General features: G+C 54.9%; 17 protein-coding genes and 1 pseudogene. 12 read left to right on the forward strand and 6 right to left on the reverse strand.

Going from position 1 to position 17,822, the window contains the following annotated elements; genetic code table 11:
* Window positions 1-417 precede the first annotated feature (417 nt).
* On the forward strand, window positions 418-963 hold the full coding sequence (locus Q1B21_RS03530; RefSeq protein WP_299885925.1) for a class I SAM-dependent methyltransferase: 546 nt from the start codon (window positions 418-420) through the stop codon (window positions 961-963).
* Window positions 964-1,879: 916 nt separating this feature from the next.
* Here Q1B21_RS03530 and Q1B21_RS03535 read toward each other — a convergent pair.
* The gene (locus Q1B21_RS03535) at window positions 1,880-2,383 is read right to left on the reverse strand and encodes an Lrp/AsnC family transcriptional regulator (protein WP_299885928.1); all 504 of its coding nucleotides are present in this window, start codon (window positions 2,381-2,383) and stop codon (window positions 1,880-1,882) included.
* Window positions 2,384-2,430: 47 nt separating this feature from the next.
* Between Q1B21_RS03535 and Q1B21_RS03540 the strand changes: the two genes are divergently transcribed.
* From Q1B21_RS03540 to Q1B21_RS03555, 4 genes are all read left to right on the forward strand, one after another.
* Window positions 2,431-3,393: an EamA family transporter gene (locus Q1B21_RS03540; RefSeq protein WP_299885931.1), complete on the forward strand. Its 963-nt coding sequence runs from the start codon at window positions 2,431-2,433 to the stop codon at window positions 3,391-3,393.
* A gap of 46 nt (window positions 3,394-3,439) precedes the next feature.
* Window positions 3,440-3,562: a hypothetical protein gene (locus Q1B21_RS03545; protein WP_299885934.1), complete on the forward strand. Its 123-nt coding sequence runs from the start codon at window positions 3,440-3,442 to the stop codon at window positions 3,560-3,562.
* A 34-nt stretch (window positions 3,563-3,596) separates the two neighbouring features.
* A complete protein-coding gene (locus Q1B21_RS03550) occupies window positions 3,597-4,481 on the forward strand; it encodes a DMT family transporter (protein ID WP_299885937.1) in 885 nt (294 codons plus the stop codon).
* 159 nt (window positions 4,482-4,640) lie between these two features.
* Window positions 4,641-5,048 carry a hypothetical protein gene (locus Q1B21_RS03555; RefSeq protein WP_299885940.1) on the forward strand — a complete coding sequence of 136 codons (408 nt, stop codon included), beginning with the start codon at window positions 4,641-4,643 and terminating at the stop codon, window positions 5,046-5,048.
* A 923-nt stretch (window positions 5,049-5,971) separates the two neighbouring features.
* On the opposite strand, the gene Q1B21_RS03560 is transcribed toward Q1B21_RS03555, so the two are convergent.
* The 3 genes and pseudogenes from Q1B21_RS03560 to Q1B21_RS03570 all read right to left on the reverse strand — a co-directional run bounded on the left by Q1B21_RS03560 (window position 5,972) and on the right by Q1B21_RS03570 (window position 8,073).
* Window positions 5,972-6,193 carry a hypothetical protein gene (locus Q1B21_RS03560; protein ID WP_299885943.1) on the reverse strand — a complete coding sequence of 74 codons (222 nt, stop codon included), beginning with the start codon at window positions 6,191-6,193 and terminating at the stop codon, window positions 5,972-5,974.
* A 176-nt stretch (window positions 6,194-6,369) separates the two neighbouring features.
* A pseudogene (locus Q1B21_RS03565) lies at window positions 6,370-6,890 on the reverse strand (Arm DNA-binding domain-containing protein); the annotation flags it as partial.
* Window positions 6,891-7,200: 310 nt separating this feature from the next.
* Window positions 7,201-8,073, reverse strand: a complete 873-nt coding sequence (locus Q1B21_RS03570) for a MurR/RpiR family transcriptional regulator (protein WP_299083166.1) — start codon at window positions 8,071-8,073, stop codon at window positions 7,201-7,203.
* Window positions 8,074-8,177: 104 nt separating this feature from the next.
* Here Q1B21_RS03570 and Q1B21_RS03575 point away from each other — a divergent pair, with 104 nt between their 5' ends.
* The 7 genes from Q1B21_RS03575 (at window position 8,178) to Q1B21_RS03605 (ending at window position 16,059) form a co-directional block, all read left to right on the forward strand.
* Entirely contained in the window at window positions 8,178-8,963 is a 786-nt protein-coding gene (locus tag Q1B21_RS03575) for an N-formylglutamate amidohydrolase (protein WP_299885946.1), read from the forward strand.
* A gap of 16 nt (window positions 8,964-8,979) precedes the next feature.
* Entirely contained in the window at window positions 8,980-9,498 is a 519-nt protein-coding gene (locus tag Q1B21_RS03580; protein ID WP_298934587.1) for a TRAP transporter small permease subunit, read from the forward strand.
* On the forward strand, window positions 9,498-10,823 hold the full coding sequence (locus Q1B21_RS03585) for a TRAP transporter large permease subunit (protein ID WP_299885949.1): 1,326 nt from the start codon (window positions 9,498-9,500) through the stop codon (window positions 10,821-10,823). The genes Q1B21_RS03580 and Q1B21_RS03585 overlap by 1 nt, the downstream gene beginning before the upstream one ends.
* Window positions 10,824-10,895: 72 nt before the next feature.
* Entirely contained in the window at window positions 10,896-11,927 is a 1,032-nt protein-coding gene (locus tag Q1B21_RS03590; protein WP_299885952.1) for a TRAP transporter substrate-binding protein, read from the forward strand.
* Window positions 11,928-12,018: 91 nt separating this feature from the next.
* Window positions 12,019-13,371 carry a glutamine synthetase family protein gene (locus tag Q1B21_RS03595; protein WP_299885955.1) on the forward strand — a complete coding sequence of 451 codons (1,353 nt, stop codon included), beginning with the start codon at window positions 12,019-12,021 and terminating at the stop codon, window positions 13,369-13,371.
* Window positions 13,372-13,463: 92 nt separating this feature from the next.
* Complete coding sequence (locus Q1B21_RS03600) at window positions 13,464-14,846, forward strand: aldehyde dehydrogenase family protein (RefSeq protein ID WP_299885957.1); 1,383 nt, start codon at window positions 13,464-13,466, stop codon at window positions 14,844-14,846.
* A gap of 67 nt (window positions 14,847-14,913) precedes the next feature.
* Window positions 14,914-16,059 carry an iron-containing alcohol dehydrogenase gene (locus Q1B21_RS03605; RefSeq protein ID WP_299885960.1) on the forward strand — a complete coding sequence of 382 codons (1,146 nt, stop codon included), beginning with the start codon at window positions 14,914-14,916 and terminating at the stop codon, window positions 16,057-16,059.
* A 68-nt stretch (window positions 16,060-16,127) separates the two neighbouring features.
* Here Q1B21_RS03605 and Q1B21_RS03610 read toward each other — a convergent pair whose 3' ends face one another.
* Together Q1B21_RS03610 and Q1B21_RS03615 are read right to left on the reverse strand one after the other, a co-directional pair.
* Window positions 16,128-17,360 carry an HlyD family secretion protein gene (locus tag Q1B21_RS03610; protein WP_299885963.1) on the reverse strand — a complete coding sequence of 411 codons (1,233 nt, stop codon included), beginning with the start codon at window positions 17,358-17,360 and terminating at the stop codon, window positions 16,128-16,130.
* Between the two features lie 3 nt (window positions 17,361-17,363).
* Window positions 17,364-17,756 (reverse strand): hypothetical protein, encoded by a 393-nt coding sequence (locus tag Q1B21_RS03615; RefSeq protein WP_299886746.1) that lies wholly within the window; start codon window positions 17,754-17,756, stop codon window positions 17,364-17,366.
* Window positions 17,757-17,822: the final 66 nt, after the last annotated feature.

Below are 17,822 nucleotides of genomic sequence, written 5' to 3' on the forward strand. Positions count from 1 at the left end.
ACTTTCTCGACGAGCATTTGGCTCAATAATCGAACAAGTTTTTGTCAACAGATGGACGCCTCCATTTCTGACATGCTGGAACAAAGCTGCCTTTTCGTGGGACCAATTGCGGCTCAAACTGAGATAGTTGCTGCGACGGCACCTGATCAACACTTGGTTCAACGCGTAGATGGACGAACGGAAGTTCCAATTGTGAAAACGTGCTAGCAGAACTGGTGTGTCTTGAAGTGGATTTTCGCAAAAGAATTAAGCTCGGCAAATCAATGCATGCGCGCACCCGAATAGGAAAATCCGATGAATGACGATACTCTCAAACCCAGCTAGGGCTTCGATTACTATGCTCCGGAAACGGTTTTCTTCAACAGTTTCGACATCTTCGCTGATCAGTGGAATGAACTGATATCCGGCAACTCTGATATGGGTTGGATGGACCACCTGCTGAAGGAATTTGGCAAATTCGAACGCGCACTCTTTGTAAGTTGTGGAGACGGATGGGTCGAAAGGGATTGTTTTCAAGCCGGTTTGATTGGACATGCAATTGGCTTTGATATCTTGCCAGAACTGCTGGAAACCGCCCGGACTGAGGCCGCAAAGATCAGGATGCCATCAACGTACTCAGTCGAGGATGGGAACAAGATTAACCTGCCTAAGGGTGGCTACAATCTAGTCGTCAACAACGGAGCCTGTCACCACGGAGCCTGTCACCACATTGCGTTTTTGGGTCGGCTGCTTCGAGAGGTAAACGGCGCGCTGGCACCGGACGGGCTTTATGTCATTATCGATTATACAGCCCCGCACTGGAACCAGTATTCGTGGGCTGCCTGGGAGCAGATTATCAAGGCAAATGTAGAGCTTACTCGTACCGCGCCTGAGACGAACCTTTTCACCTTTGCAATCTGCCGACCGAAAGGGACCTCGGAAATGCCTTCTCAGGAGCAGCTTGACGCGTGGACAGAAGAGTAAATAGCGCGTGAAGCCCATGCTGAGAAAAACAATGGGCGCTATTATCCGGCCAATGCCTTAGAGCTACTTTACCACCAACATGCACTGGAAACGACTTCGCTTTCTCATCAGATTTCGGCGAGGGTCCTGGAGCGGGATGCCGCCCTACAAGAGGTGATAGATTCGAAACCGCGCGCCAAGGCCTATCCAGTATTGCGAGAACAGGCCTACAAGATTTGCGACTTAAGCAGGCGTCTCCGGGGCAAGGAAAAAAACTAAGCTTGGTTTCGAAGTATCCGCATGTGCTGCCTGAACAATCCGGCAGGACCGTAAGGCATACACACGCATACGCGGATCCCTCAATAGGTGGTGAATTAGTCTCGATGTGAACTGACACCGCCCCTTCTGAGCAAGCTGAATTGGGGGCGGCACATCTCTTGAAGGAAATGTCGGTTGGCTGCATCACTACAGTCACCAGCGCACGCAGCTAGGCGAGATGAGTTGCGTTAAAACACCCATCGAAACTATGATCAACGACGAAGAAATCTGGCAGGAAAAGTTTCTGAATCAGACTTGACCTTACAGACACCGCCAGAAAAACGAACAACTGTCAGATCACATCTGAACCACTACAGCTAATAGCTCGACAGACACTTCAACTGGCTAACCGTACCTGCACCTCCGACCGCTGCCCCAACACCCTGCGCTACACATCCTTTACCACTTACTCCGGCACGTCCAAAGCGGTCACCCCCCTTCTGGCGTATTCGTATGCAGCATCGACGGTACCATCCGCCCCAACCAGCGCCACCCGATGCTGCGACACGGCCCGTCGAACCCGCCGTTCGCCGCGCGCGCAGAATCAGAGGCTGGCCGAACTCACAATTGCGGACTTTCCCGCCATTCGCCCAATGGCGACTTTGACTGTTGCGGCGAGCTATAGCTCGACCAGCCGTTCTTCAACAGGGCTGGACTGCACTACCGAGGAGTTGGTTGCGCCGAACGGCACAATGCGATCGATCATGGATTCCATCTCTGCCACATCGCGGACATGCGCTCGCGCGACGAAGCAGTCTTCGCCGGAAACGCGGTCGCAGGCGATAATCTGGGGCGTGTCTTGAATGGCTTCGATCATATTGCTCATTTCGCCTGGCAAAGGCCGCGCGCGGATCAGGATCGTCAGGCCGTAGCCAAGGCGGGCCGGGTCGATCCGTGCGCCATAGCCGGTGATGATGCCCACGTCCTCAAGCCGCCGTACACGATCTGCGACACTCGGCGCTGAAAGGCCCACGCGGCGGGACAGTTCTGCGCGTGGAATGCGCGCGTCTGCGCACAGTTCCCGCAGAAGCGCAGCATCGATGGCGTCAAGACCGGCTTCTTCGGATCGAAGGTTTTTGGCCTGTACTACCTTCTTTCTTGCATTTAACTTCGTGGCTGCCATATCTGATCTCCATATCATGTCCTGCAAACACTTTGCATTGTAGTTGTATGACAAATCAAGCCGCCACAAACCCCGCCTCCGTCAGCGCCCCCGAAACCATGTCACGCATATCCGAGGCCGTTCCCCCTCATGCATGGTTCGGCGTCTCTGCAGTTTTCCACTACCTCGCACCGGCCTTTGCCGTCCTGCTGTTCCCGGTCGTGGGCGTCTTAGGCGTAGCATGGTTCCGGATCGCTTCTGCCGCTCTGGTGTTCGCGCCAATTACAAAACCTTGGCAGACATTTAAGAAGTCCAGCAATAAGGAACGTCTGCTTCTGCTCGCGCTTGGTGCCTGCCTCGCGATTATGAACAGCTCTTTTTACCTCGCACTTGATCGACTTCCGATTGCCTTGGTCGCAGCTATCGAGTTCGTTGGCACCATCGGAATCGCGCTGTGGGGTTTGCGCACAGGGAGGAATTATCTGGCCTTTGTTGTCGCTATCGTTGGCGTCGCGCTTCTGATCGACGTGCCATCTATTCTCGCTGCTGATGGCGATGCCTTCACTTCGGACCTGCTCGGCTTGTTCTGGGCGGTGCTGAATGGCTCTCTATTCGTCCTTTACATCGTCCTTGGACACAAGATTTCCGAGGGCGGTGCGTCCGGCGGCGTTGAGCGTCTTGGTGCGGCAATGACAGCGGCATTCATATTCGTCACGCCAATCGGGTTCATGCAGGCGTTAGAAGCCTTCGGCGCGCCTTTGCTAGTGCTGGCAGGGATCGCAGTGGGTATCTGTTCTTCGGTGATCCCCTACGTTTGCGACCAACTTGCCATGTCACGCCTGCCTCGTGCCAGCTTCGCTTTCCTTCTGGCCTTATTGCCCGCAACCGCAACGATCATCGGCGTTATTGTCCTGCGCCAGATACCAAGCGCCATAGACGTGCTAGGCGTTGTGTTGGTGATGATCGGTGTGGCTGTCCACAAGCCCGCTCCGATGCCAGTTCCGGCTGCTCCGCAAGAGGAAACCGCCTGACCAAAAACCGGAAAATCAATCCCCTGAAACTTCTAGGAGAAAGCCCATGTATTCGCTTCTATTATGGTTCCTGAGCCTGTCTTGCGCCTTCGGCCGGGTCGATAGCGGCACCCTTCATACGGCACCAAAAGCCCACAAGGTCATCACGCGCGAAGGCTTTGGGCATTGATGATCTCCGTACAATCTCAGCGCGGGCCGTCCAAATGAACGAGTCCAGTTCGAACGGCCGGTCTGCCGGTATTGTTCTAGGCGTGGTTGGAATGCTGGGTTTTAGCGGCACTTTGGTGACAACCCGCATTGCCGTCACCGATTTCACGCCTCTAGAAATCACCTGCGCCCGCATCGTCATTGCGGGCGGTCTGGGCGCAGGCTTACTGCTTCTAACAGACCAACGCGCACCACCCGAACGCAGGCTTCTCCTGCCGATCCTAGTGATGGGTTTGGGACTGGCGGTCGGCTATCCGTTTTTCCTAGCAATGGCGCTTGAGACCGTCCCTGCGGTCCACGGCGCTGTCGTGACCGGCCTTGCTCCGGCGGCGACAGCAATCATTGCCGTGCTGCGCACGGGCGAAAGGCCGCCCCTGCCGTTCTGGGTTGCCTGTCTAACCGGCTTCTATGCGATTCTCTACTTCGCATATGACGCCGGTGGAGGGCATCTGAGCTTGGCCGATGGCTGGCTGTTTCTCGGAATGCTCAGCCTGGGCATCGCTTACGTTGAAGGCGGCCGAGTCTCCCGTGAATTGTGCGGGTCCGTGACTCTAAGCTGGGCCATGCTGTTTCTGACACCCTTTGCAACAGTTCCGTTGCTGATTGGCCTTGATGCTTTTGACGTTTTCGCCGTGTCCGTCGCGAGTTGGGTGTCGCTTGCCTATCTTGGGATCATCAGCATGTTTCTGGCGTCCGTGTTCTGGTATCGCGGCCTGGCCCTCGGGGGCATCGCCCGCATCGGCCAGATCAACCTTCTCTTGCCGCTGGTCGCCCTGGGATGGTCAGCACTCTTTCTCGGAGAACAGATCACGACTACAGCCATCGTCTGTGCGATCATCGTCCATGCCTCTATGATCGTTTGCCTGAAAAGCCGAATCTGACATTCGTCACCATGCAGCATTTGGTAGGTGTGGGCTCAAAGCCTACTTTCTCTGCGGGTCTCATCGATTGGTGATAAGAGCCCATAAAGACGCTTGCCGCACTTTGCTACAAGGTGCGCTAAACTAGGTGAGAACCAGTGCTGCACAGGTCCTGTAGAATTGAGTATTGAACGCCTTTTGTCGTTTTGGGCTAGAACGGCACCTGAATCACCTATGCAACGTGTGGGCGCATTTTTGATGGCGCTGAATGCAATCTTTTGCACGATCATAATCATAGGGGTGATTTTCAGTGCCGCCGTGAGCACTTGGGCATTCAAGGGCTTGTTAGGCGGCGTAGTTGGATTGGGCGTTATTTTATTGTTGCTTCCCGTGGGAATAGCACACGGATTGGCCGCGTGTTTTCCAAGACTATTGGAGCCTTGGAAGCGTGAACCGAATGGACGCTTAGAAGAGATCAAAATCCACTTCACCGACAAAACACGGGATATGTATCATGTTGTTGGTTGGATCGTTTCGATAGGTGCAGTCTTGGCGACCATTTATCTCATAGCGCTTCGAGCGCATTGATCGGTGGGCGCCTGTATCGAGAGCAGGTTTCTAGACAGATGAACGAACGCCAGCATTGCCCGCATAACCGAACTTGATGTGGTCTGAACCGACCCTATGACCTACCGAAACCGTCAGATGACCGGTCTGAGCCCATAGCGGTGATCATATTTTCTAGCTAAAATGCACTTACAGTAGACAAAACGAAAAGTACTCAAGCATGTGCCTCAGAATAACTTGGCTGATTTTTTCGATGTCTTGGATGCTTCTTGCGTCAACCGCGAGCGGCCAAGACATAGATCAGAAACAAGGGAAATGGGGCCATCTTTCCGAGTATATTGGTACCTACAACTACGAAGCTGTGTTAAGTGATGAAGAGGTCTCAGCAAAGCTATCCTCCATTCTAGGAGGTGAGTTAGAGCGGTTCCAAAAAAACCTTTCAGTACATGGGCCTATAGGTTTTAGCGGCCGCTGCTTGATCCTTACCGGTAACGCTCCTCATCGCGGCTTCGACGAAAATGCGTACCTGAACATTTGCTTGTCTCGCGGCTCTGTAGATATTGTTTTGACAGGTGACGGGGCAATCCAAGTTTACTCGGAGAAGTCGCGATTTCAGCATCTGGATTGGATGCTTCGTTCTTGGATCACAAGGTATCAATCCGAAGATCACTTTACTTCAATTCCAATCCGCACAAGTTTCATTCAAACTGACTAGGCGCAGCAACAAACAAGTGTCACTTTGTCCGCGTAGCCGACATTCAGGCAAACCGCGGAGAACATCCACTCTCCACCCGTTACTGTGCCAATCTCCGTACCCCCCTTGAACTTCCTTGCGGAAAAATCTGGTTACCCCCGCCGGTCCCTTGGCTTAAAGCCTGTAACTTTTGATACCCCCCCCTCTCAAGGATTTGGCACAGCAAAGCGGTGGCGCTGTGTAGTTAGCCTTAGCTGAACTCTTTGCCCTTCGTCGCCGTGACCCAGTTGAAGAACGCAAGGTAGCGGTCTGCGTCTTCGTTTTTAGGAAAGCGCGTCGGCAACATGTAGTGCCCTGCTTTTCTGAGCAATTGCAGAAGCTCGAAGACATCGCCCGGCCATTGGTTTTCAAGCCAGAGCTTCCAACTCTCCAGAGCACTGCATTCAAGATCGGCAATCGGAATATATGGCATCGGACGGCCAACCACGTTGGTGTTTTTTATGTTCTTTCCTTGGTTCTTATAGGGGTGACAGCTGTGTCACTCTTGAGCGACCGCAATGCCACCTCTTGGGGCGACAGGCTGTCACCCTTGAGCCGAGTACACATATCTGATGCGCCCGGTGTGCATTCCGAACTCTGACCCGACGCAGGCAAATCATAGATACGGCGCGCATGGTTCCAGGCGGTCCGAAAGTACTTCAGCGTGTGATTTGCAGAAGATGGCGTTGCCGCCATGGATCTGTGACGCTGAACTACCATCGACTTGGTTATCTCATCCAAAGGCAGGCGCAGCCAATCTTTCAAATGAAGCTCGCACTGCTGTCGCACGCTTGATCGGTGGGCCTCAGACCGAAGCTTCGGGCGGGCGAGATGGTTTCCATGGCTGTCTCAAGCGTCGGCGCTCCAATCTGGATACGCTTGCCCGCTCCCCTGCCCCAGTCCAGCGCATATCCCAGTGCTGTCTGTCGTGCAGTATCTGCAGAGATCATCGGCCAGCGCCCTATCAACACGCGCCGCGTTTGACCCCCAACGTCTCTTTGGAAATACCAAGTCTTTGACTATCTTCCAACGAAGAGAACAAGCCCTTTTATCTCGCCATCCCAGTGCTTGGCAGTGCCCTGTTTTGTCTGGGGAACTTTGCGTGCAAATGTCTCAGTTAGCTTTGGCATTTTATCGGCTTTTTGTCGGAAATAGTATGATAGAAGTTGCTACCATTTGATACTAGGTGCAAAATATTATTCAATTAAATAAAAGGTATAGCAACCACACGATACTCAATCAAACTGATCATCATTGCTTGGAAGGCAGGGGCTTTACCATTAAGCTATACCTGCTCTTGGTTTGGGCTGGCTAAGTCATGTGCTTGGGGACGTCGAGCAGGAAGTCAGAAAAACTTGTCTTCAAATCGAAGCCCCGAGAACCGTTTTCTTTTCCGTTTCTACCAATTACAACCCCAGCATTAGGCACGCGGGCACAGTCCTATTCTTGGCTGCGAAATATGCGCGTCGAAGAGAAAAAGCGCTCCAACTCCTCGATCCTCTCCTTGCTTTCCTCCCAACGCGCCTCTTGCACTTCAGCGATCAGAGTTTCCGAGATCAGTTGCAAGGCAATGGTCGAATCCCAACTGGACGGCGCTTCGACCAAGGCATGAAACGTATAGTCCGCGGTCTTGCCAATCGGAGAGCCCCACTGATCTGTAAACAGCACAACGGTCACCCCACGGCTGGAGGCAACTTGCGCCAGTTTTTCCAGATGTGCTTCGTAGCGGCGAATATCGAATATCACCAGAACCGAGGTTTCCCCCATGTCCAGTAGATATTGCGGCCAGACATTCGCGGAATTGCCCAACATCGTCACGTTCGGGCGAATGATTTGCATGTGGTTGTACAGATAGTCTGCATTTGACCGGGTGATCCGTCCGCCCACAACATACAAAGGGCGTTCCGTGTCGGCCAGCAGCTGTGCAACAGCATTGAACATCTCTTTATCAAGGCGTTCCAGCGTATGACGCATGTTGGTCCAAACCGCCTGCGCAAATCGTGTTATCGGATGCTCTGCTTCGTCGTCGTCTGCCCAGTCATCGCGTTTCGAGATTGGCTTCTTGATCTGGGCCGCGACCTCTTCGCGCAGCGCGTCCTGCATGTCAGGGAATCCGTCAAACCCAAGTTTGCGGGCCATTCGGATGACAGTAGGTGTCGACACCTGAGCTGCAGCAGCCAATTTGGTGATCGATTGCAACCCCGCCATGGGATAGTCCTGCAAAAGGATCGAAGCCAATTGACGTTCTGACCGCGTCAGACCGTCCAGTTCATCCTGTATCCGCTGTTTGACAATTTTGGCGACGGTGGCCATCGGCACCCTCATTTTTTTCTATTCGTTACAGAATATTTGAGATTGTAATTTTGTCTACAGTAATTTTCTTGACAGCCGAGTTTCTACTGTAGCAAATGCTACGTATGCATGAAGAAACCGAGTCACCTTTGCTTCAGCCGACCGAAGCGCCTGCCGCGCGCGTGTTGAATGCACGTGGCCACGCGCCAGCCGTTTTGGTCTGCGAACATGCCAGTCGATTTATCCCGGCGGCGCTTGGTGACCTGGGGCTGGACGATAACGCTGCGCGATCTCATGCCGCCTGGGACATTGGTGCACTGGAGCTTTCAGTGGAGTTGATGGGCGCCTTGGATGCGCCGCTGGTTCATTCCCGCGTCAGTCGTCTTGTCTATGACTGCAATCGCCCGCCGAGCCGCGACGATGCCATGCTGAGCACCAGTGAGGTTTTTGCTGTGCCGGGCAACATGGGCTTAACCGAAGCGCAACGTGCACAAAGGGTTCACGAAATCTATGAGCCATTTCGACGCTTGCTTGCCTATACTTTAGACGCGCGGCCAGAGCCGCCTCTACTGATCACGATCCACAGTTTCACACCAGTCTACAAGGGTGAAACGCGGTCGGTCGAGTTGGGCATATTGCATGATAGCGACGATAGAGCCGCCGAGGTCATGCTGCGGCATGCTCAGGGGTCAGGTCTGCAGGTGGCACGAAACGAGCCCTATTCTGCCGCCGACGGCGTCACCCACACGTTGCGTGAACATGCCATCAAACGCGGGCTTCCCAATGTCATGATCGAGATTCGAAACGACCTGATCGATACGCCAACAGGCATCAACCACATTTCAGGGCAGCTGACACCGATCCTGCAAGCCGTGGTCAACGAATTTTCGCACGCAGAGGCGAAGCTATGAAATCTGGGGGATCGGAATGAGTTTCATGCGGGGATATGTGGCGGTCATTGACCGCATGAACCGCTGGATCGGCCGGATCGTCATGTATGGCATTTTCGTCATGATGGGCATCCTGCTTTGGTCTTCGATCTCTAAGACTTTCTTTCTGCCCTCACTCTGGACGCTGGAAGTGGCACAATTTGCGATGGTGGCGTACTACATCCTTGGCGGCCCCTACTCGATCCAAATGGGATCCAACGTCCGCATGGATCTGCTATATAGTGAGTGGTCCGACCGACGTAGGGCGTGGACCGATGCCATCACCGTGTTCTTTCTGATCATCTATCTCGGCGTCATGATCTATGGCGGGTACGATTCACTCAGCTATTCGCTGCAATATGGCGAACGCAGCCCAACCGCATGGCGCCCGTACCTTTGGCCGATCAAGGTGATCATGGTGGTTGGTCTGTTCCTTATGTTGTTGCAGGCGATTTCCGAACTTTTCAAAGATATTCTGCGCCTTCGCGGCGAAGACATCCCGCGTGAGGTAATCTGATGTCCTACGAGTTGATCGCCATCCTGATGTTTTCGACGATGATGCTGATGCTGCTGACCGGGCAGCGGGTCTTTGGGGCAATCGGGTTTGTTGCCGTCATCGCGGCCCTTTTTCTTTGGGGTGACCGGGGCGGGTATGACCTTGGGTTTGCTGCTGCGATGAAGTTGATGAAATGGTATCCGCTGCTGACGCTGCCGATGTTCATTTTCATGGGCTATGTCCTGGCCGAGTCCAAAATCGCGGATGATCTGTACAAGATGTTCCACGTCTGGATGGGTGGCCTGAACGGTGGCTTGGCCATCGGCACGATCGGGCTGATGGTACTCATTTCAGCCATGAACGGGCTGAGCGTTGCCGGTATGGCGATTGGCGCGACCATCGCGTTGCCAGAACTTCTTAAGCGCGGATACGACAAAAGAATGGTGACCGGGGTTATACAGGCCGGCTCCTCCTTAGGCATTCTTGTACCGCCCTCTGTGGTTTTGGTTCTCTACGCGATGATCGCGCGGCAACCGGTCGGCCAGTTGTGGCTGGCTGGCATCTTGCCAGGGTTGATGATGGCGACGATGTTCATCCTGTACATTGTAATCCGCTGCCGCATTAACCCGGCCTTGGGTCCTGCCCTTCCGAAGGAAGAACGCGACGTACCGATGGCAGAAAAGCTGCGTCTGTTACAGGCGGGTCTGCTGCCACTCGGGATTTTTGCAGCAATGATGGTGCCGTTTGTCAACGGCTGGACCTCACTGGTGGAAAGCTCGGCCATCGGCGCGCTGACTGCCTTTGCGGCGGCTGTTCTCAAGGGGCGTATGACGCGCGAAGTGTTCGAAACTTCGGTGCGCTCGACGCTTGGCATCACCTGCATGTTCATGTGGATCATTCTGGCGGCGCTGGCCTTTGGTGCCGTGTTTGATGGCTTGGGCGCTGTGCGCGCCATCGAGGACCTGTTTACCGAACGTCTGGGCCTGAACCCGTGGGTGATCCTGATCCTGATGCAGCTGAGCTTTATCCTGATGGGCACGTTTCTGGACGATACAGCCATGCTAGTCATCGTCGCGCCACTTTATGTGCCACTTGTCGGTGAACTGGGATTCGATCTGATTTGGTACGGCGTGCTGTACACGATCACGACGCAGATCGCGTATATGACACCGCCATTTGGTTATAACCTCTTCCTGATGCGCGCCATGGCGCCACCAGAAATTTCGCTGCGCGACATCTATGGCTCGATCCTGCCCTTTGTTCTGGTGATGACGCTGGCGCTGGTGATCATCATGACCTTCCCGCAGATCGCATTGTGGTTGCCGGATTACATCTACAACAAATGACCCCGGATCAAACCGGGGCAAAGTAAGGGGGATACCCTTTCGCAACTTGAAACTGACCAACGGAGAGAGAGAATGACGAACAGACGTACATTTTTGAAAGGCGCCGCTGCGGCACCTGCGGCTGCCTTGGCCACACCCGCTTTGGCACAATCGACGATAACATGGCGGATGCAGACCTATGCTGGACCAGCGCTAGCCGAACACGTCATCGATCCGGCGATCAAGATGTTCAACGACATCGCCGGTGACCGAATGCAGATCGAGCTGTTCTATGCGGACCAACTGGTACCCACTGGCGAGTTGTTCCGCGCAATGCAACGCGGCACGATTGATGCGGTGCAATCAGACGACGACTCGATGGCGTCCCCGACCGAAGTGACTGTGTTTGGCGGATACTTCCCCTTCGCATCCCGCTATTCTTTGGACGTGCCAGTTCTGTTCAACCAGTATGGCTTGAATGAAATTTGGGACGAGCAATATTCGGCAGTCGGTGTAAAACACATCTCGGCCGGTGCGTGGGACCCATGCCACTTTGCAACCAAAGACCCGATCAACTCGCTTGCCGATCTGCAAGGTAAACGTATTTTTACCTTCCCGACTGCAGGTCGCTTCCTGACACAGTTCGGCGTTGTGCCGGTCACTCTGCCCTGGGAGGACATCGAAGTCGCGGTGCAAACCGGCGAGTTGGACGGCATCGCTTGGTCAGGCATCACCGAAGACTATACAGTTGGCTGGGCAGATGTGACCAACTACTTCCTGACCAACAACGTGTCGGGCGCCTGGGCGGGCCACTTTTTTGCCAACATGGATCGCTGGAATGAACTGCCGGAAGATCTGAAAACGCTGTTCAAGGTCTGCACCGACCAATCGCACTATTATCGCCAGTGGTGGTATTGGGGCGGCGAAGCCTCGTTGCGCGTGAACGGCGACAAGCTGAAGCTGACCACAATCCCGGATGAAGAATGGGCGACCGTCGAAGACGCTGCTGTCAAATTCTGGGATGAGATCGCAGCCGAGTCTGAGACCAAGGCTAAAGTTGTCGAGATCTTCAAGCAATACAACGCCGATATGCAAAAGGCAGGCCGGCCTTATCGCTACGGCTAGGATATCGCCAACACGACCTGCCCCACCTTCGGGGCGGGTCAAACAGAACGAACAGCCGACGAGTTGACGTCGGCAAGGATAAAGGTGGCACATGCTCACGTTCGAACATCTCAAGACTCAGGTGTCTGAGGGGACTGTAGACACAGTTCTGGTCTGCTTGGTTGACATGCAGGGGCGCCTGATGGGCAAGCGGTTTCATGCAGGTCATTTTGTGGCTGGCGCATGGGAAGAGACCCACTGCTGCAATTATCTGCTGGCCACCGACCTGGAGATGGGAACGCCTGACGGCTATGCCTCGACCAGTTGGGAACGGGGGTATGGCGACTATGTCATGAAGCCCGATCTCGACACCCTACGCCCGGTACCATGGCTTGAGGGCACGGTCATGGTAATGTGCGATGTATTGGACCATCACACGCATGAAGAAGTCCCGCATGCGCCTCGGTCGATCCTGAAACGCCAAGTCAATCGTCTAAAAGCCATGGGCTATGATGCGATGACCGCGACCGAGTTGGAGTTTTTTTTGTTCGAGAAAAGCTTTGATCAGATCCGCAATGAAGGCTTCCGCAATCTGGAACCGATCTCGGGCTACAATGAGGATTACCATATCCTGCAGACCACCAAAGAAGAACATGTGATGCGTCCGATCCGGAACCATCTATGGGATGCGGGCATTCCGGTGGAAAACTCCAAAGGTGAGGCCGAAACCGGGCAGGAAGAGCTAAATATCAAATACACACACGCGATGGACACGGCCGAGTATCACTCGATCGCCAAAAACGCAGTGAAAGAGATTGCCTGGCAGCATGGCCATGCCGCGACGTTCCTGCCGAAATGGCATCATGACAAGGTGGGAAGTTCGTCCCATGTGCATCAGTCGCTTTGGGCAGATGGCAAGCCCGCATTCTATGACCCAGATGATGATCTGGGCATGTCCGCGCTGATGAAAAGCTACATGGCTGGTTTGCTGAAATACGCACCAGATTACACGGCGTTCATGGCACCCTACATCAACAGCTATAAACGCTTCATGAAAGGCACCTTCGCACCGACCCGGATCATCTGGTCCGTGGACAACCGGACAGCGGGGTTCCGTCTGTGCGGCGATGGCACAAAAGCGGTTCGGGTGGAATGTCGAATTCCAGGCTCGGACATGAACCCCTATCTGGCGATGGCCGGGATGCTGGCGGCCGGGATTGCAGGGATCGAAGAAGGGCTGGAGCTGCAGCCACCGACCACGGGCGATGTCTATCAGGGCGAGACGGGTATGATCCCGGGCAACCTGCGCGCAGCGCGAGATGCGCTGCATGGTTCGGCGATGTTGCGTACGGCCATGGGGGACGAAGTGGTCGATCACTATGCGCGCGCGGCCGAAGTTGAGATCGAGGAATTCGAGCGTGTGGTGACGGATTGGGAAATTGCCCGCGGGTTTGAGCGGGCCTGAGCCTGGGAGCGAGGGGCCAGCCCCTCGCACACCCCGGGATATTTATGGCCAGATGAAGCAGGGTTCTGTTTCAATTTGAATATGGAGAGACCATGGGTCAGATGTTGAGATGCATCTCACCGATCGACGGATCGGTTTTTGCAGAGCGTGAGGTCTTATCACGAGATGCAGCGTTTGAGGTTGCGGCGCGTTCTCGGGCCGCGCAACGGAACTGGATGGCGCGGCCGCTGCAGGAACGCGTTGATCTTGTAATGGCGGGTGTCGCTGCTATTGGGGCAATGAACGACGAAATCGTTCCAGAACTGGCCCATATGATGGGACGTCCTGTTCGGTACGGCGGTGAGTTCGGCGGCTTCAATGAACGTGCCAGCCACATGGCAGAGATTGCTGAGGCTTCGCTGGCGGATATCGCAGTGGGCGAGGACGAGACCTTTAAACGTTACATTAAGCGTATTCCCCACGGCGTGGTTTTTGTCGTGGCGCCGTGGAATTACCCTTACATGACGGCGATCAACACCGTGGCACCTGCGCTGATTGCCGGGAACACGGTTGTTCTGAAACATGCCACGCAAACGCTGTTGGTGGGCGAGCGTATGGCGCAAGCCTTTCATGCGGCGGGCGTGCCAGAGGATGCGTTTCAGAATGTGTTTCTGCCTCATGACGTGGCCAATGATCTGATCGCAGGCAACGCGTTTGACTTTGTGAACTTCACTGGATCAGTCGGTGGTGGTCAGGCGATGGAGCGCGCCGCCGCAGGCACCTTCACCGGGGTCGGGACCGAATTGGGTGGCAAGGACCCGGGCTATGTCATGGAGAATGCCGATCTGGATGCGGCGGTCGACACGTTGATCGATGGGGCGATGTTCAACTCGGGCCAGTGTTGTTGTGGGATCGAACGGATCTATGTGCATGAGAACCTGTATGATGACTTTGTCACCAGGGCTGGTGCGATTGTGAAAGGATACAAGCTGGGCAATCCGCTAGACAGCAACACGACGATCGGCCCGATGGCCAATGTGCGCTTTGCCGATGAGGTGCGGGCGCAGATTTCTGAGGCCATCGCGGCAGGTGCAGTCGCACATATCGAGACGTTCCCCGAGGATGACGGCGGCGCCTATCTGACGCCGCAAATCCTGACCAACGTGACCCACGATATGCGAGTGATGCGGGATGAGAGCTTTGGGCCGGTGGTTGGCATCATGAAGGTAGCCTCGGATGAAGAGGCCATCGCATTGATGAATGACAGCGAGTTTGGCCTGACTGCCAGCCTGTGGACCAGCGACGTGGATCGTGCGGCGTATGTTGGTGATGCAATCGAGACCGGCACTGTGTTCATGAACCGGGCCGACTATCTGGATCCCGGTCTGTGCTGGACCGGCTGCAAGAACACAGGGCGTGGCGGTGGCTTGTCCGCGATCGGCTATCACAATCTGACACGTCCCAAATCCTACCACTTGAAAAAGGTCACCAGCTAAGAGCGACCTGCCTGCCACGGAAAGACCCCCTCGCCGGGGCAGGCCTTAATGATGAAGGAAATCTGACATGACACTTGTTGGAAATTGGTCCTATCCCACCGCGATTAAGTTCGGTGCAGGACGTATCAAGGAGCTACCCGAGGCTTGTGCAGCGGCTGGGATGAAGAGACCCCTGCTGGTGACCGACAAAGGGCTGGCCGATCTGCCGATCACTTTGACGACCCTGGATATCCTGGAAGCTGCGGGTTTGGGCCGGGGCTTATTCAGCGATGTGGACCCTAACCCCAATGAAAAGAACCTCGAGACTGGCGTTGCAGCGTACAATGAGGGTGGCCATGACGGCGTGATCGCCTTTGGAGGCGGCTCGGGCCTGGATCTGGGCAAGATGGTCGCCTTTATGGCGGGACAGAATCGACCAGTCTGGGACTTTGAAGATATCGGGGATTGGTGGACCCGCGCAGATGCAGATGTGATTGCTCCGATCATTGCTGTGCCAACCACTGCAGGAACCGGATCCGAAGTCGGTCGCGCCAGTGTCATCACCAATTCCGCGACCCATGCCAAGAAAATCATTTTTCACCCCAAGGTGTTACCCACGGTCGTGATCTGTGATCCTGAACTGACCGTAGGCATGCCGAAATTCATCACCGCAGGCACCGGGTTGGACGCGTTTGCCCACTGCGTCGAGGCGTTCTCGAGCCCGCATTATCACCCGATGAGTCAGGGCATTGCGCTGGAAGGCATGCGTTTGGTCAAAGAATACCTGCCGCGCGCTTATGCCGACGGCACCGATATCGAGGCGCGCGCGCAGATGATGAGTGCAGCAGCAATGGGCGCTACCGCTTTTCAAAAGGGTCTTGGTGCGATCCATGCGATGAGCCACCCTGTCGGGGCTGTATTCAACACCCATCACGGCACAACCAATGCCGTTTGCATGCCATCAGTGCTGGAATTCAACGCTCCTTTTATTGCGGGCAGGTTCGACACAGTGGCCGCATATCTGGGAATAGAGGGCGGCTTTGACGGGTTCCGAGCCTTTGCACAAGATCTCAACGACAATCTAGGCATCCCCCGGCGATTGTCAGACCTGGGCGTCACCGAAACCTCGATCCCAGAGCTCGTACAGGGCGCATTGGTCGACCCGTCTTGCGGCGGCAACCCGATTGAACTGACGGAAGACAACCTGACCGCACTGTTCAAAGCGGCGCTGTAGAGACGTAGGTCGCCAATACCACCACAATTCAAACCCGACCCCGGCTGCAAAGCTGGGGTCGGATTGCGTTAGTGTCCGGTCAATACAAGCGTATTCACAGGCATAAGGATCAAACGCAGGCGCAGCCCCGCCGCATGGACAACGCCAATTGTGTCGACCACATGCAGGAAAGCGGATTCCCAAAAGCCAAGGTCCTCGTGTTCGAGCCTTTCGTGGTTGTCGGTGTAGACATTCGCCAAGCAATTGCTGCCCGGAGGAATGTCCTCGGCCATGCTTTCGTACAAAGGTTCCATATACACAAGGATCGAGCCAGGCACCTTATTGGCCTGCACATCACGCAATTCATCCGATGGTCGAATTTGCCCTGACGGGATCACGTCCTGTACCTCGACCACAACCATAGGTATGACGGTGAAAGGCTTGGTCATGCAGCCCAATTCGCCAATCATTCCGGGTTTGATAACCTGCGCAGAGAGCTGGTTAAATGCAGCCTGAAATCTGTTATGCCCAGAGGATGACGGCACCAGAATACCCGCGGGGCGCAGCAACGGGCTGACGTAATCCCCCACTTGCAACCCGAACTGTTCGATCCGCCCAGTCACGCCAGCGTTGATGACCGTCTTGTCAAGCTCAGTCAGGGCAGCATCCAGCTGCGCGTTTGCGCTCGCCAGTTGCGCCGGGATCAGTTCTTCGATCTGCTGAACCACGGCAGCCCGCTTTGATTCAGAGGCTACGACCTGCGCCTTACGTTCAGCCACGAGGTTTTCAAGCCGGTCGATTTCAGCCAAACGCACCGCGCTCGACCCCTCATCGCGCAGCGTGGTGTTGCGCTCCAGATCCTCTAGCGATTGCGCCAACGCGGCGCGCGCCCCGGCGATCCCAGCATCTGCTTCCGCCAGATCTGTTTCAGCCACTTTCAACGAGGCCTGAACCTGCGCGATCTGAGCATGTGCGGATTCGACCTGTGCGGTCTGGGTGAAATCCTCGATCCGGAAAATCGGCTGTCCTGCAGTTACCAATTCGTTGTTGCGAACATAAACCTCGGACACCCGCCCGCCCAGTTGCGGCAGGATCGTGACAGTGCGGAAATACGACGCAGCGGTTTTGGATGCAGGATGAAAGTAAAACAGCGTGGTGATCACTGTCAGCGCCAGAATGGCACAGGTGGTCAACCCCCATCGCAATTCATACCACATGGTAAACAGGGTGATTTCATGCCCGATCCGTTTGCCCTGAACATAGCGGCGGAACAGATAGTCTGGCAGCACGGTAATCAGCGCGCACATCATTGTTTCAAGCATATCTTACTGCTCCTGCGGCGCGGTGGGTTCGGCGTATTCTGCCGCCGTATCCTCGACCAACGGGTCGGGTGTACGTTGCGGGGCTAAGGATCGGATCGCATCGGCAATCGATCGCAACGGTGCGGCAAAATCAGGGAACTGGAAACCGGCCACAAGAATAGCAGCCACCCAGAACAGCCCGTTATGGGTAAACAACGCCAACAGCGCCAGAATGCCCACCAGCTGGAATTGCGGGTGATTGGATTCATGTGCGATTTTTTCCGGAATCGAATGCAGGGTGAAATACGCCACACCGATCAAAATAATCAATGCAACAGTGAAAACGACCATGAATGTGAATAGAAAATCACTTCCGTCCGCTTGGACCACGTAGGATGGAATGTGTCCTGTGGCCATTGGGTGCAGTTCTGCGGTGCTCACCCTATCCTCCTGCTAATGCTTTCTCCTTGTTTGGATGGGTTG

This window comes from uncultured Ruegeria sp. (genome assembly GCF_947504215.1).
In the GTDB taxonomy this organism is placed as follows: domain Bacteria; phylum Pseudomonadota; class Alphaproteobacteria; order Rhodobacterales; family Rhodobacteraceae; genus Ruegeria.

Bases quoted from the DNA above. Each gene is read 5' to 3' on its own strand.
- Q1B21_RS03530 (WP_299885925.1), top strand. From the start codon at position 418: ATGGGTTGGATGGACCACCTGCTGAAGGAATTTGGCAAATTCGAACGC.
- Q1B21_RS03535 (WP_299885928.1), bottom strand. From the start codon at position 2,383: ATGGCAGCCACGAAGTTAAATGCAAGAAAGAAGGTAGTACAGGCCAAA.
- Q1B21_RS03540 (WP_299885931.1), top strand. From the start codon at position 2,431: ATGACAAATCAAGCCGCCACAAACCCCGCCTCCGTCAGCGCCCCCGAA.
- Q1B21_RS03545 (WP_299885934.1), top strand. From the start codon at position 3,440: ATGTATTCGCTTCTATTATGGTTCCTGAGCCTGTCTTGCGCCTTCGGC.
- Q1B21_RS03550 (WP_299885937.1), top strand. From the start codon at position 3,597: ATGAACGAGTCCAGTTCGAACGGCCGGTCTGCCGGTATTGTTCTAGGC.
- Q1B21_RS03560 (WP_299885943.1), bottom strand. From the start codon at position 6,193: ATGCCATATATTCCGATTGCCGATCTTGAATGCAGTGCTCTGGAGAGT.
- Q1B21_RS03570 (WP_299083166.1), bottom strand. From the start codon at position 8,073: ATGGCCACCGTCGCCAAAATTGTCAAACAGCGGATACAGGATGAACTG.
- Q1B21_RS03575 (WP_299885946.1), top strand. From the start codon at position 8,178: ATGCATGAAGAAACCGAGTCACCTTTGCTTCAGCCGACCGAAGCGCCT.
- Q1B21_RS03580 (WP_298934587.1), top strand. From the start codon at position 8,980: ATGAGTTTCATGCGGGGATATGTGGCGGTCATTGACCGCATGAACCGC.
- Q1B21_RS03585 (WP_299885949.1), top strand. From the start codon at position 9,498: ATGTCCTACGAGTTGATCGCCATCCTGATGTTTTCGACGATGATGCTG.
- Q1B21_RS03590 (WP_299885952.1), top strand. From the start codon at position 10,896: ATGACGAACAGACGTACATTTTTGAAAGGCGCCGCTGCGGCACCTGCG.
- Q1B21_RS03595 (WP_299885955.1), top strand. From the start codon at position 12,019: ATGCTCACGTTCGAACATCTCAAGACTCAGGTGTCTGAGGGGACTGTA.
- Q1B21_RS03600 (WP_299885957.1), top strand. From the start codon at position 13,464: ATGGGTCAGATGTTGAGATGCATCTCACCGATCGACGGATCGGTTTTT.
- Q1B21_RS03605 (WP_299885960.1), top strand. From the start codon at position 14,914: ATGACACTTGTTGGAAATTGGTCCTATCCCACCGCGATTAAGTTCGGT.
- Q1B21_RS03610 (WP_299885963.1), bottom strand. From the start codon at position 17,360: ATGCTTGAAACAATGATGTGCGCGCTGATTACCGTGCTGCCAGACTAT.
- Q1B21_RS03615 (WP_299886746.1), bottom strand. From the start codon at position 17,756: ATGGCCACAGGACACATTCCATCCTACGTGGTCCAAGCGGACGGAAGT.